The following is a 12,343-nucleotide window of genomic DNA, read 5'->3' as shown; positions in this document are numbered from 1 at the left end:
TAGCGCTGGGCGAGGTCGTCGAGGTTCGCGTTTTTGACGCGAACCTCTTCGACAAGCTCACCAGCCTGATCGATTACTGCCACTTGCGCGTACCGCTTGTGTAAGTCGATTCCGAGGTACATGGTTCGTTCCTCCGGGACGCCGGTGCGTGAACAGAAATTCACCTATGCGGGCTTTCCCGGATGCCGCGCCTCGCGGCATCCGGGCTGTCTCGCCCAAGTCTCGGCTTCCTACGCACTCGGACCAGTCAGCACGACGTGCTCTCGGGCACGGAACTCAGGTCGGTCTCTTGCGCCCCATACTTTGTTCACGCGCTCTATGGGTAGCAGAATTTCCATCGAGTCAGCACGCCGCTTCTGTCACCACTTGGAGAAATAGACCGATAGCTGCTCGCTTCGTGAGCCATGAGTCGGTACTACTCCGGCAGCGTTCGCTTCCCCGTTCGATAGCACTCCCAGCAGGGAAACCCGTCGCCAAGGTCTGTACAGTCGCACTCGTCTGTCTCCGCAGCGTCGCCGTCGCTTACGACGGTTCCGCCGTCGGCGACTGCCTGCGTTGCAGCGGCATCGAGGAGTGGGGTCCGAATCGCAACTGCAACACGGTACTTACACGCCGACGAGTACTTCGCGTCGGCTGGACACTCACAAGCCACCGGAATTCCATCGTCGACGGTGACGTGGTACTCGTGCTCTGCTGGCTCGGCGTGACTGCAGTTTCTGACGCGAATACCACCATCACAGCATTCGAACTCGAACGCCTCATACTGGGCTCGTTTGACGACTCTCCGGGTTGTATCAAGGTGTGTAAATGCGTTCGTCATGGGTTGACGAGGCACCTCTCGAGTGCCCCGCACCCTTCAGGGGGTGGAAAAAAACCCGTGGCGTTTAGCGTTGCCGAGTTCTGACCTCAATGAGCCTCTTTGACCTCTCGAACGTGGTCACTCCACTCCTTTTCAGGTTCGTGGACTAATCAGCGCTAGCGGGAGTACTGTCTGCGTCAACGTCATCGAGGAGCGGGTAGTCGATGTGCATCTCGATCTTGTCGAAGGGGACGACTGGTTGAATCGCTCCACCGGGACCGCCTTCTTTGAGTTCGAGGATACCCAGCACTTCCAGGTGTTTCAGGTCCGCGTGGACATCAGAGACGTCGCGGTCGACGAGTCGGGCTGCCTCACGCATACTTGAAGGGTGTTCTGTTGCGATCGCTTGAATGAGTTCGAGACGCAGTGGAGTGAGGCTGTCGACGAGGTCGTCGTAGGATCCGAACTGAAGGACTGCTCGGTCATCTTCCGTCGTTCCCTCGTTGGACTCTGTGTCTTGGACGAACTGCAGGGTGTCCTCACGGAGCTGTGCTCGGTCGCCGACGGTAATGTGGAGTGTCGTCATGGTGGTTTTTTTGGAGTGGTGATTGTGTTTCAGTACGACCGTGGTGGGCTGCCCCCGATGGCATCCCAGTACTCGTCAGCGCTGGCCCAGAACTCGACGAGGAGTTCTTCCATACCCGGAAACTCGACGTCAGTATCGCCAGCTGCGGTATGGTGTTCGTGGCCTTTCGTATCCTCGTGAGCATTGTCGTACCGGATGAGCGTGAGGTCTTCGAGTGTTCCAAGGTGAAGTGTGTACTTCCATCCGGATGGGTAGGCATCTGTATCGGTTGTTTGCCGGATGACGACGTTTTCGACGAGTCCGGCTTCGACGTGTGTATAGCGACGCGTCAGTTCCTGACCCATCCGTTACCTGTTGGGATGATTCCCAACAGAAAAAGTGTGTTGGGCTAGAATCCAACACGCTTCGAGTGTACTCAAAGTCGTAGTTAGCACACTAGGAGTCAGAATTTATAGGTCGCGACGTCGGCCGACTCACACGCTGAACACGAGTCGTCGGTGCTGTTGAGTGTCGTTCCACAGTGACGACACTCGTGGATAACAGTCTCGTCAGTAGCGAATATATGCGCGATTAGCCGTTTCATCGACCCACACCCTGCCGTGCGACGCATTTCATCTGACATCCGGTGTTGCTGAGAGGAGACGGTGGTTGCTCTTAAGAGGTGCCTGACTGATGGTGTCTTTTGTTCTCATCGTTTAGTCACGGGACGATCATCTCTAGCGCCCCGCACCCTTCGGGGGCGGATAAAATCTCTCAGAGGCGACCGACAGCAACCAATATTCTCCCGACATCGCTCTGTGTGAGCTTACTGACTCACTCCCGGCTCAGGCCCAAAGCACGGTGCTCCACACAGAGTACACTCCCAGATTGGCTGTCCACTCCACCCGTCGTCGGGACTTTCCTCGAACGCCGAGAACCGATGTGTCGTCTCTCGGTCACACTCCCAACACTGCAGCGGCGTCTTCGTTGGTACCCGATGTTCCCGAGACTCCGAACGCGTCTCTATGGGAGAGCGTTGGAGTGCAATCGCTGGCACCAACCAGCCGTCATCGCCTGCGTTCTCGAGGCGTGTCGAGAGGTGCGCTTCATCCTGCATGGTGCTCCCGCTTTCGTCGTAGAGGTACGTCGCGTGTTCAGTCGGTGAACGAGTCGTGCTTCCCCAAATCGTCCGCTCACGGGCGACCGCAAGCGTCTCCTTACCGCATTCGGAGGTGGCTCGCATTGCAGCAGGAAGGGCTGGCCATTCGTCGGTCACCTGTGCGGCAGGCTCCTCGTCGAAGTCGTAGATCAGCTGGCACTCATCGACGGCGGGGTCAGTCCCGTTCGTTGCAAGCAGTCTCGCTGCAGCGGCTCCTTTTGCGACGGCGCCGTAGTACGTCGACGACTCGACGAACAGGTGCACGACGTGCAGGAGCGACAGCTCGGTATCCGAGTGACGCTGCTCGTTCGATGGATCGAGATGGTGGGTGAGACAGAACCGGCACTTTGGCTGGTCCAGAGGAATCGACGTCCCACAGGAGGAACAGTTGGTCTCGCGCTGGTGATCTTCGGCTAGGTAGCCTGCGATGGAACGCCCGTTGTCCTGCGCGTCGAAACGAGCATCGAGTTCGTGATCCGGCGTCCGGGTTGCTTCACCCACCGGACGGAATGCTTCGTAGTCGGCGTAGTGGTCAGTCATCGGCTTGTCTCGATTTCGCCCGGCATCGTACTTCAATATCGAGACGGACTCAGCAGATGGGTCTTGTCCGTGGGCGCTGACCTCACCCGAAGAATCCCTACGCCGATGTAACTCGAACCTCCCCATCGATCTGTTTGGCGAGTTCTGCACGTCGTGCTCGAAGTGTCGTCGGCGTCGTTCCAGCGGCCGCTGCAACCTGTGTCTGTGTCAACGACTGCCCGTGTTCACGACTGGCGAGATAGAGACAGGCTGCAGCAACCCCAGACGGCTGATAGCCGTTCGTAATGGACGTCTCATGCGCACGCTCGGCAAGCGTCCGCGCTCGACGACGAACCTGTGAATTGACATTGAGTTCCGAGGCGAGCTTCGGAATGAGCGATTGTGGAGCGACGGGCTGTGTCGGGAGTCCCAGTTCTCTGTTGAGTGTTTTGTACGCGTTCGTGATACTCGAGTGATCAACTCGAGCAACGTCGACGAGGTCATCACGGGCGACTGGCCGCCCGTGACACCGACAGACACCGTAGACGCTGGCGGCGGCTATCGCTTCAATTGACCGACCAAGCAAGAGATCCTCGCGTTGGGCACTCCGGAAGAGCTGACACGCTTGGTTGCGAACTGAACCTCCAAGTCCGAGAGCGCTTGCGACTCTTCGAACCTCACCTAACCCGTGTGCGAGGTTCCGCTCAGCTTTCGATTGGAACCGGCTACGACTGTGTTCACGCCGTATCCGGGCGAGCTGACGTCGTTTCGACCCAGAGAGCGTGCTCCCTCCCCTTCCCATCGGTTCTGCGCCCAATCGTGGTCGACAACCCTCGGTCGTGACGGGCCGCCGTGAGTGGAGCGCCCGTCCGTTCACGGTTGCTATCGTCGTCTTCGAACGAGCGCCACTCGGGGCCGTGGTCGATCTGCTGGTCTGCGATGACGAGTCCACAGTCTTCACAGACTGTTTCTACTGCGTTGGTCGCCACGTGGCCGTTGCATTCGGGACAGGTGTTCGAACTGGATTCACACTGGACGTCTTCGTCGAAGGTCGTCTCGTAGATATCTCTCGTTGCCATGGTACTCACGAGGGACACTAGACGAATCGCGAATCTCTTTGCGCCCCTCACCCCTCAGGGGCAGAAAAACAACACTGCGGTCTCGTCGAACTCCTCAGAGTCTGACAGAAGGTGCGTGCTGAACTTAGAGGGTGTATTCAGCACGACGAATCTGTTTATTTCAGACACGCAGCCCTGAACCATCTGTTAGGAAGTTCGTGCGAGTCTAGCAGTACTCGGTCACTCTCAGCAACCCCGCTCATTGAAAGACCTATAGCAAGGGCACTTCTCGGATGAAAACGGTATGGAACCCGCCACGTTCCGGCAAGTGAGTGGATTTATCGCCATCTGCACTGGTGGCTACTCTATTCTTGGGTCAATGGGAGGGTTCTCTCGAATCTTAGGTGAAGAGATAATGTTCGGGCTGGGAGTGGTCGCGCTACTATACGGTATGCTCCTGCTCACACGCCACGGCGAGCGTCTCACGAAGTGGAATGCAACGATGTTCATCATTCTCGCTAGCTTGATGGCAGTAAATCAACTGGCATACAATCCAACTCCAGCATTCGCTGATGGAGAGATGTGGAATGATAATCTTGGAAGCCAGAACGGGATGTACATCCTAATCAGCATACTCGGACTCTTGGGAATCGTCTCATGGTGGTTTGAAAGCGAGTTCACAGAGAGAACCAACTGATTGGTTTTGACCGATACACGCACTGTATCTAACGAACTGTCTCCCGCAGGTTCGCGCCCCCTCGCGTGCTGCATATGCGCTGTGAGTTCAGCACGGCCACAGAAACCTCACCGAACGCTGTCAGATGCCGCGTGCTGAATATCGAGGGTGAAACCAGCACATCAACAGATACGGTGCGGACGTTCAATTGACAAGCTCGCTTATTAAGCCACCTACAGCTGCGATTGTCAAGACGCCGATGATGATGGGAGTACTCGGGTCAAACCCAGCTACAACAGCGAGGTACGCACCAACAACAGCCACAGCACTAGCTGGTATCAAGGCGCTGATAGCGAGTCGTCGGCCCCGTTCTGTTTGTGCACTCGCAATGTTACGAGCAAGAAGTATGCCACCGACGGTGGCGATCACAAGCGAACCTGCTGCGATGAAGAGCGGCAGGAACAGATTCCCAAAGCCGAAAAGAGGCCTGATTCCGGTAGCGGGCGGTGGGTAGGAAATGATGACAGTTACCAGTGCGAATACAATCAGTATTCCTCCGAGACGATTCAATTGAGGGACTGTTTGATTCTGTGGAACACGATTCATACAACTGGCAACCTATTCAGTGAAAATATGCTTTGTGGAAGTATCAACGAGAGGATACGTACGCTCTCGTCTCGGGTGGTTTCCAAGCAGGTAATCCGATCTGCTCTGGTCTGAAAGACTCGCACGTTCTATTACAGCACGACAACTGAAACGTCATCGATGGCGGCTAGAAGTCACAGATTGAGCAACTGCCTACCGTAGGGCTCGCCCCAACACTGGTTGTCAAATCGCCCGTCTGCCCGACTACTGGTTCGTAGAGTTCGCCACATACTGTTCGGGACAGGTCCAGTGTGCTTCCTTCGCTTCGGTCGAATCTGGAGGATGATCCGTAGTACATAGCTGATGTTGCTCACGGCGGTTAACCACCCGTACGTCCTCGTTGGAGCCACGCTGTTCGACGACGGTCACCTTCTGTGGCAACTCACCCGCGAATTGGACAGTCGCACGGTACCACGTTGCGGCCATGTCTGCGGTACAGGCGAACGGGAGGAAGGGAATCGAATTCTCGGATTGCGATTCCATGACGACACGGAGCGAGTTCGTCTCCGCATCGTACGCCGTCGACGCAATCCCGACCTTGTTACAACTACTCGACCCGTAGGCCATGTGGCCGGTGATGTAAATAGCACTCTCAGCTTCGTCGAATGCGACGATAGTCGGCCGTTGCTCGCGGTTCCGGCGCGGTTCAATGTGCTCGGCGCTTGACCCCGTCACACCTGATCCACCGAGACAGCCCGCCGTGGCAGTGAGACTTCCCGCAAGTACACCAATGAACGAACGGCGATTCATGCTTCCTCCAAGACATAGAGCCCATCGGAGAACGTCGAGATGTACAGTCGGCCGTCGACAACTGCTCCACCAGTTCCTCTAATGCGTCCCGTGGTGTCGAACTCCCAATGCCGTTTCCCCGTCTTAACGTCGAGTGCGTAGATGAGTGAATCGTCACTCCCGACATAGACTGCGTCCTCCGTGACAATGGGTTCGCCGGTCACATTGTTCCACGTCCAGAATTCCCAGCGTTTCTCACCGGAGTCGGCGTCAAGTGCGTACACGCGCTCATCGGCCGCACCGGTATAGACCGTCCCGTTGGCGACTGCAGGGGCAGACCCATCGTAACTGAAATTCCCCCATTCGTGGTCTTCGATCGGCCGGCCCTCGAACCGCCAGCGACGGGAGCCATCCTCACTCGAAATCGCGTGGATACCGCGGGCGTCGCTGACGTAGACAGTCCCTTCTGCGACGGCCGGCGTCCCCGCGAACCGGTGTGAACTCGTATACTGCCAGTGTTTTTCGCCAGTCGTCGTATCGAGGGCGACGACTGCACCGGTTTCGTCCTCCGTCGTGGCGACTGCGTACGCCCGGTTCTCGGAGACGGCGACTGCACCGTCGGCCCACGCTCCGATTGACTGTTCCCACCTCGTCTCACCTGTCTTGCTGTCAAGCGCGATGAGGACACCACTGCCTCTGATGACGAAGTAAGCGACACCGTCGACAACAGTCGAAGCATCGATTTCGTCCTCAAATTGCCGCTCCCACTGGATCTCTCCGTTCTCGCGATCGAACGCGAACAGGTGGTTCCCAAACGGAGCGAGAACAAGATCGTCTACGACAGCGGCAGCCGCATCTGGGAAGTCGACCGCTGACCCGTCACCGAGTTTGGTACGCCACTGCTCGGCGCCAGTTGCTGCGTCCAGTGCAACGAACGCGGATACCTCGTCGTGGAATCCGAGATAGACCGTCCCGTCTGTGATGACTGGAGCTTTGACAGAGCTGAGATGCTTGTCGTACCGCCATGAGACACTCACCGAGTCTGTTGGCCCGCTGTCGGTCGTATAGGCCGTGTTCTCTGGATTGCCTCGACCGAGCGGCCACGACCCTTCTACTGGTGGCGACGTCGACGTGCTCAGCTGGGTGAGACTCCCCAGTCCGAACACCGCCCCGGCGCTGGCGAGTACTGCGCGGCGGTTCAATTGGAGGGCACTCATGATAGCGACATAACAGAGTGTCTGCTTAGTCGTTGGCTTCCTTCCGGCTGTCATCGCGAACCTCTCACGGTGAGTTCCGACTCAGAATCGTCCAAGAGCACTTTACGGAACGAACCCACCACCAAACAATAGCGAAAGCCCGGCGGCTCGCGAGCCGCCCGGAACGTGGAGGTTGGGTGGGGCGGCGGGAAGCGGGCGAACGGGCACGTAGCAAAAAAGAAAGCCACGTTGTCCGGCTATTCCCACCACCGACCGCGCTCAGGGAAGGTGAGACTCGACCACCCAGTGACGGCCAGTGAAACGCGCCCTTCGTACCAGTTTCGCGCCGCGCCATCGATGCGCACCTGCTCACCCTCGTCCATCAGGGGTGCATTCGACGCCTTCCAGACCGTCACTCTGGTTTTTCCACTGTCATCGGCGATGAGACCCACTTGAGCGATACTCGGATGCGAGGGAACCCACAGTGTCTCGACACGTCCTTCGATACGCACCTCTTTGCGATTGACGTCCGCAAGCTTCCCAATCGGAACCACCTGTCCCGGCGCCGTCTGCAACTCCTCGAACACACTGACGACCGCGCTCATCATGTCCTTGCCACCGACGACGGCCTCACCGAGTCGCCGCCCAATCGCCGCTCGCGACCAACCATCGAGTTTCTCGCTCAATCGCACCGCCTGGGTGTTCACCGCCGCCAACTGCTCCTGGGACAGTTCTTCACGCGGATCTGCTCGCTCTGGGTCAGCCCACACATCCACGCTCGCCGCTCGCTTCTGGAACGTCGTCCGTCGCTCCGAACTTCGTTTCGCCGCCACAACTCGTGACCGCTCTTCTCGTCCCGCTTGCGTTCCGAACGTCGCTCTGGCACTGATGCGCTCCAGCTCTTCCTCGCGGCCTCGAATGCGCTCTTCCTGTTCGAGGGTCGCCCCGTAGATGCGCTCGTCGCTACTGTCGACGATTCCGTCCGGGTGGTTCGCATCCACCTTTGCTTGCACTTCCATCTGCACCGTCGCTCTGAATTCCGGCGTCTCATCGACGACCTCGAAGCCGTCCTCGTCGACTTCCGCTTCGTCCGCGTTTTCGAATGCCTGCTCATCCACCGAAACGACTTTTCCGCTTGCGTTGTTACTCGACATTGCTGAAACCTTGAAGGCGCTCACTCGGCGTCTTCTTCCGACACCACGACTCTCCAGCCGTGGCTGTCCACAACGACCAACTCACTCTTCGCGCGCTCTCGCTCGCGCCTTCGTGAGCGACCATCGGGAGCGAGCGAGAGCGCGCCTATACAGCGGACACAGACAAGCACGCGCGCCGGACAGGCTGGCCCGAGTGGCCAGCGGAGTTAGTCTCGTCGACGACGAGCACCTACTGGCGCGCAGGCGTCGACTGACTAACCCGCTGGCGCTTCGGGAGAAGCGAACGACGCGCGGGACGACCACCGGGAGTCCCGCGGCGTGCCGAGGCGAACAGCGTGAGCCGAGCGTGCGCGGCCGGCTGACCGGACGGCGAGCGGGCGTACCGAGTCATCACACCTGACAGACAGTGATGAAGCGACGCTAACCACCCCACACCGGGTGGGAGTGAAAGGGGCCGGGCGCTCGGCGAGCGAGCCGACGTAAGGACCACAGCGGAGCGAGGACCACAGCGAGGCGCAGCCGTCGAGCGTCCGGGGGCTTTCGGAGTGTCTTGCTCACAACTGTTGCTAGATAGAGAGGATACCCACCTGTAAGTCGGCTACTCGAGCAAATCATCGATGAAGCGGAAGCCGTTCACGTACGTCACCGAGTCGCCATACCCCTCACTAGCGAGGACGGCCTCTGCTCCCTCGCCAGCAGCGGTATCTGTCGTGTAGATATACGCTTGATCCGCAGTCCCGTCGACGAACGCGTGAGCGGCGACGCCTGCCAACGCTGGGTCGGCACGCTCGATTTCGTCGGCTGGGCGATCATCCGCGTTCGCGATGTACCGCTGGACGCCGTCCATCGTTCGTGAGACCACTCCATGCGAGTAATCCAGTGACGCTGCAACCTGTGACCACCCTTCCTCGATTGCCGTATCGATCGGCGGTGTCTCGGGCTCAGAAGCGTTGACGGTCAGCTCCTCGTACACTCGCTCGGGGAGGACAAACGTAATATCGTTGCGCCGTGCAAACCGGCGCACAGCCTGATACCGACGGTTCGACGGTTGGCCCATCGAGACGAACAAGCCGGTATCTGCGATATGAATCGCAGTCACGCGTCGTCGACGTCCTCGTCAACGCCTTCGATATCCGCGAGTGACGCACCCGACGTTTCGACATCGAAGTGTTCGAGAACCACGGGCCGGAGCGCCTGCAGGACAATCTCGGCTGCGAGTGGCGAGATATCGAGGTCACGGGCCATGAGGCGGTGCGTCACCTCACCGCGCTCACGGGCGACAGCGTAGGAGAGTGCCGTCGCGAGGCCAGCAACTCCGTGACGGTCGATGTAGGTGTCGATGTCGCCGTTGGTTTCACGACGACCGACCGCATCGATCAGCGCCGGCGTAATCGTGTACTCACGGTCGCCATCAGCAGTCACGGTCAGGTTAATCGGGCGAGCAGTGTACAGCCGGGGTTGCTCATCGCGGGTCACCTCGACGACGCCAGCATCAACAAGCCGGTTGACGTAGGTGTAGGCTGTCCCCTGTGCGAGGTCGAGTGCGTCCATGACGTCTTTGACAGATGTCTCGTCACTGCGGGCGAGATATGCATACAACTGAGCCAGCTGTGGCTCTTCGAGAAGATCCGCAACCGAGAGAAAGTCGCGGACGATGTCACCTGTGTTCTGCTTTGAGGTGCGTGACATGGGGTTTCTGTAGTGATTACAGTTTACAGCGAATCAATAAAGAATGTTTGGGTAACAGTTGTTGGCTCGAGATGATGTTCTTGGGGCGGATCTGAGTCAGTACAACTCCAACAGTCTCGGTGGGCCGTCTCAGTTGGGCCACCGATTGACCGTTGCAAAATGGCGAAGTAATTCATTTATCGGTTCGACACCTCGCAACAGAACGTCAGCAAGATGGGTTGACGATGATCGCTCCAGACTTGATACGGAAGCGAACAAACGCTCCGAATACGTCGACAAGGTGGGAACTTCTCACGCTAGTGTCTACAGACGCCATTCGGCGGCACGCCAACCTCCTCATTTGGGTACCACCGTTCGATAGCCAACGTGCCACCAGCCGTGATTACTAGACAGAGTGCCCACCAGCTGGGAGTACCCGATGTTGAGAGGTCCCACTCATACTGAACCGTCGGCCCATCGGCAAGTGAGGCAGCGAGTGTATACGACCCCGGTGTCTCGGTGACTGCGGGCTGGACCGTCAACGGAAGCGATGTTTGATATGCTTGCTCGAGGATGACCTCCTCGTCGGCGTTCCGGACGGTGACGTCGACTGTTCGTCCACCCTGCTCAAGGTCTTCGTAATCGGGCTTAGTCTCGAAGTCGTAGATCTGCAACCGGGCGAGTGGCTCGTCGCTGTTGTTCACAGTGGCTGTCTGAACGACAGGCTGCTCACACCGATAGGCATTGAACGGGATTCGCCGGTGTAGTTCATCGCTCACGAAGTGGGCAACACTCGAAGCGTTACGGGTTGCGCTACTTGGCGATCCATCTGGGTCGAAGTAGCGTGCGGATCCCCGACAGGAGGACAACACGTAGTACCCCGAGTCAGTCGTGTGGACGACAGCGACACGCGCTGGCTCAACCGTAATCTTCGTCGCTACACCTGAGCTCCCGAATCCGCCGACAAGTTCGTTATACACGTAGCGCTGTTCGTATGTCTCAACGAACGATTGAGCAACTGCACGGTTAGACACGTCACTCGGTTCGGGGAGTGGTTTCGTCTCGGTGAATGTCGTCACATCTGGTGGCGGTGTGGGTTGAGACGTTGAGACCGGACTGCGGTTGTCTCTCTCGCGAGTTGCACATCCAGCCAGCATGCTTGCCCCACACGCTAGCGATGTGAGCACCCTACGGCGTCTCATCAGTATTCACTCTCCCAGTCGTCGTGTTGGTTGGAGGGAATCGAAATCTGGTCAGACTTCGTGTCTTGCCAGTATATATTGTCTGATATGAGACAATCCGACATCGAGGATGAAGAATCAGTGACGCCGGGCTCACACAACAAACAGAAGCCCACGAAGTCGACACAACCCCAACAGTCTCGGTGGTCGCCGACAGAGACACGAATAATGCGGCATTCGTCAACCCCGTTGACGCCGTCACAGCAAACTGCGCTGGAACTGATCACGCAGGGGAGCGATGAGGACGGGACGATTACGCACGACGCAGCTGTCGATCTCCTCACTGATGGTGGCTTCGAGCGGCCAGAGGCGGAGGACCTTCTCGAGCAGTTGTTGCTGAAGGGGTACGTCTATGAATCGACGAACGGGCTCCGACTCACTCCGTGACGCGTCCCGACAAGGGCCATAAAAATCGAGACATTGAGCGCTTGCCATCCTGTTAACCAACAGTACCGGAATTGTGCAATTTCCGTTGGTTAACTCCACTGTTTCCTAAGCTCTCGGGCGAGCATGAGACGTTCACGAGTCTGGAGGATAGACGCGCTGCTCGACGTCGTCACCACGAAACGCGTCATCGAACGGTGGTGGACCGTCTGGAGACTCGCTATTGTACACTCCTGATCTTGTGTATCTAATGACATCTTCGTTCGTCCTCACAGCGAACTCGCAAGCGAAACGTGGAACAACTGCATTCCACGCCTCCGCCACACTCTACGCACGCGTGAAGAACAAACGCTACACCCTGGCGGTGTGCCGTCTCCAGACGGCGACACCGCCAGCAGTGTCCTCGCAGAGTTTCTTGGCCTCCTCGACGGCCTTGACACTTAGTTCGCAAGCTAAGTCCTGGGAGTAGGCCAATTGTAAGCGCCCGTTCCGACCCTTTTGGAGTACGAATCGATGGATTCGTAGTTGCAATACTTCTCTTACTCACTAT

Annotated in this window: 13 protein-coding genes and 4 pseudogenes; 3 read left to right on the top strand and 14 right to left on the bottom strand. The window is 58.0% G+C overall.

What is annotated here, in order from left to right:
• The 6 genes and pseudogenes from BSG17_RS26630 to BSG17_RS25470 form a co-directional block, all read right to left on the bottom strand.
• Positions 1–122 (bottom strand): annotated as a pseudogene (locus BSG17_RS26630) (IS110 family transposase); the annotation flags it as partial.
• A 293-nt stretch (positions 123–415) separates the two neighbouring features.
• A complete protein-coding gene (locus BSG17_RS25490) occupies positions 416–820 on the bottom strand; it encodes a hypothetical protein (RefSeq protein WP_089828155.1) in 405 nt (134 codons plus the stop codon).
• A 145-nt stretch (positions 821–965) separates the two neighbouring features.
• Positions 966–1,385, bottom strand: coding sequence for an HVO_A0114 family putative DNA-binding protein (locus BSG17_RS25485; protein ID WP_089828154.1), 420 nt, complete (start codon positions 1,383–1,385; stop codon positions 966–968).
• 29 nt (positions 1,386–1,414) lie between these two features.
• Entirely contained in the window at positions 1,415–1,729 is a 315-nt protein-coding gene (locus tag BSG17_RS25480; protein WP_089828153.1) for a toxin-antitoxin system TumE family protein, read from the bottom strand.
• Between the two features lie 461 nt (positions 1,730–2,190).
• Positions 2,191–3,063 carry a biosurfactant protein 1 gene (locus tag BSG17_RS25475; RefSeq protein WP_089828152.1) on the bottom strand — a complete coding sequence of 291 codons (873 nt, stop codon included), beginning with the start codon at positions 3,061–3,063 and terminating at the stop codon, positions 2,191–2,193.
• Between the two features lie 97 nt (positions 3,064–3,160).
• Positions 3,161–4,121: pseudogene (locus tag BSG17_RS25470) on the bottom strand (transcription initiation factor IIB).
• A 283-nt stretch (positions 4,122–4,404) separates the two neighbouring features.
• Between BSG17_RS25470 and BSG17_RS25465 the strand changes: the two are divergent.
• Positions 4,405–4,797, top strand: coding sequence for a hypothetical protein (locus tag BSG17_RS25465; protein WP_089827872.1), 393 nt, complete (start codon positions 4,405–4,407; stop codon positions 4,795–4,797).
• Between the two features lie 183 nt (positions 4,798–4,980).
• Here the strand turns inward: BSG17_RS25465 and BSG17_RS26625 are convergent, their stop codons facing one another.
• The 7 genes from BSG17_RS26625 to BSG17_RS26620 all read right to left on the bottom strand — a co-directional run bounded on the left by BSG17_RS26625 (position 4,981) and on the right by BSG17_RS26620 (position 11,247).
• Positions 4,981–5,382, bottom strand: coding sequence for a hypothetical protein (locus BSG17_RS26625; protein WP_139246792.1), 402 nt, complete (start codon positions 5,380–5,382; stop codon positions 4,981–4,983).
• A 243-nt stretch (positions 5,383–5,625) separates the two neighbouring features.
• Positions 5,626–6,171: a hypothetical protein gene (locus tag BSG17_RS25460; RefSeq protein ID WP_089827871.1), complete on the bottom strand. Its 546-nt coding sequence runs from the start codon at positions 6,169–6,171 to the stop codon at positions 5,626–5,628.
• The gene (locus BSG17_RS25455; protein WP_170864942.1) at positions 6,168–7,367 is read right to left on the bottom strand and encodes an outer membrane protein assembly factor BamB family protein; all 1,200 of its coding nucleotides are present in this window, start codon (positions 7,365–7,367) and stop codon (positions 6,168–6,170) included. Before BSG17_RS25455 ends, BSG17_RS25460 begins: the two co-directional genes overlap by 4 nt.
• A gap of 236 nt (positions 7,368–7,603) precedes the next feature.
• On the bottom strand, positions 7,604–8,500 hold the full coding sequence (locus BSG17_RS25450; RefSeq protein WP_089827869.1) for an SOSS complex subunit B family protein: 897 nt from the start codon (positions 8,498–8,500) through the stop codon (positions 7,604–7,606).
• A 598-nt stretch (positions 8,501–9,098) separates the two neighbouring features.
• Positions 9,099–9,599, bottom strand: a complete 501-nt coding sequence (locus BSG17_RS25445; protein ID WP_089827868.1) for a PIN domain-containing protein — start codon at positions 9,597–9,599, stop codon at positions 9,099–9,101.
• Entirely contained in the window at positions 9,596–10,189 is a 594-nt protein-coding gene (locus BSG17_RS25440; protein ID WP_089827867.1) for a winged helix-turn-helix domain-containing protein, read from the bottom strand. Before BSG17_RS25440 ends, BSG17_RS25445 begins: the two co-directional genes overlap by 4 nt.
• Positions 10,190–10,485: 296 nt before the next feature.
• Positions 10,486–11,247 carry a hypothetical protein gene (locus BSG17_RS26620; protein ID WP_139246791.1) on the bottom strand — a complete coding sequence of 254 codons (762 nt, stop codon included), beginning with the start codon at positions 11,245–11,247 and terminating at the stop codon, positions 10,486–10,488.
• Positions 11,248–11,577: 330 nt separating this feature from the next.
• Here BSG17_RS26620 and BSG17_RS25430 point away from each other — a divergent pair, with 330 nt between their 5' ends.
• Positions 11,578–11,796, top strand: coding sequence for a hypothetical protein (locus BSG17_RS25430; RefSeq protein ID WP_089827155.1), 219 nt, complete (start codon positions 11,578–11,580; stop codon positions 11,794–11,796).
• Between the two features lie 147 nt (positions 11,797–11,943).
• On the opposite strand, the pseudogene BSG17_RS28855 reads toward BSG17_RS25430, so the two are convergent.
• Positions 11,944–12,024: pseudogene (locus BSG17_RS28855) on the bottom strand (DUF7342 family protein); the annotation flags it as partial.
• Between the two features lie 46 nt (positions 12,025–12,070).
• Here BSG17_RS28855 and BSG17_RS26610 point away from each other — a divergent pair.
• Positions 12,071–12,231 (top strand): annotated as a pseudogene (locus tag BSG17_RS26610) (ISH3 family transposase); the annotation flags it as partial.
• Between the last annotated feature and the right edge of the window lie 112 nt (positions 12,232–12,343).

Origin of the sequence: Halogranum amylolyticum, from assembly GCF_900110465.1 — an archaeon.
Lineage (GTDB): Archaea > Halobacteriota > Halobacteria > Halobacteriales > Haloferacaceae > Halogranum > Halogranum amylolyticum.
Note: the sequence above shows the minus strand (reverse complement) of the source record. Positions and strands in the feature narration are given on the sequence as shown.

Excerpts from the sequence above, each read along its gene's own strand:
- BSG17_RS25450 (WP_089827869.1), bottom strand. The coding sequence starts at position 8,500 with ATGTCGAGTAACAACGCAAGCGGAAAAGTCGTTTCGGTGGATGAGCAG.
- BSG17_RS25460 (WP_089827871.1), bottom strand. The coding sequence starts at position 6,171 with ATGAATCGCCGTTCGTTCATTGGTGTACTTGCGGGAAGTCTCACTGCC.
- BSG17_RS25455 (WP_170864942.1), bottom strand. The coding sequence starts at position 7,367 with ATGAGTGCCCTCCAATTGAACCGCCGCGCAGTACTCGCCAGCGCCGGG.
- BSG17_RS26625 (WP_139246792.1), bottom strand. The coding sequence starts at position 5,382 with ATGAATCGTGTTCCACAGAATCAAACAGTCCCTCAATTGAATCGTCTC.
- BSG17_RS25465 (WP_089827872.1), top strand. The coding sequence starts at position 4,405 with ATGGAACCCGCCACGTTCCGGCAAGTGAGTGGATTTATCGCCATCTGC.
- BSG17_RS25430 (WP_089827155.1), top strand. The coding sequence starts at position 11,578 with ATGCGGCATTCGTCAACCCCGTTGACGCCGTCACAGCAAACTGCGCTG.
- BSG17_RS25490 (WP_089828155.1), bottom strand. The coding sequence starts at position 820 with ATGACGAACGCATTTACACACCTTGATACAACCCGGAGAGTCGTCAAA.
- BSG17_RS25480 (WP_089828153.1), bottom strand. The coding sequence starts at position 1,729 with ATGGGTCAGGAACTGACGCGTCGCTATACACACGTCGAAGCCGGACTC.
- BSG17_RS25440 (WP_089827867.1), bottom strand. The coding sequence starts at position 10,189 with ATGTCACGCACCTCAAAGCAGAACACAGGTGACATCGTCCGCGACTTT.
- BSG17_RS25475 (WP_089828152.1), bottom strand. The coding sequence starts at position 3,063 with ATGACTGACCACTACGCCGACTACGAAGCATTCCGTCCGGTGGGTGAA.
- BSG17_RS25485 (WP_089828154.1), bottom strand. The coding sequence starts at position 1,385 with ATGACGACACTCCACATTACCGTCGGCGACCGAGCACAGCTCCGTGAG.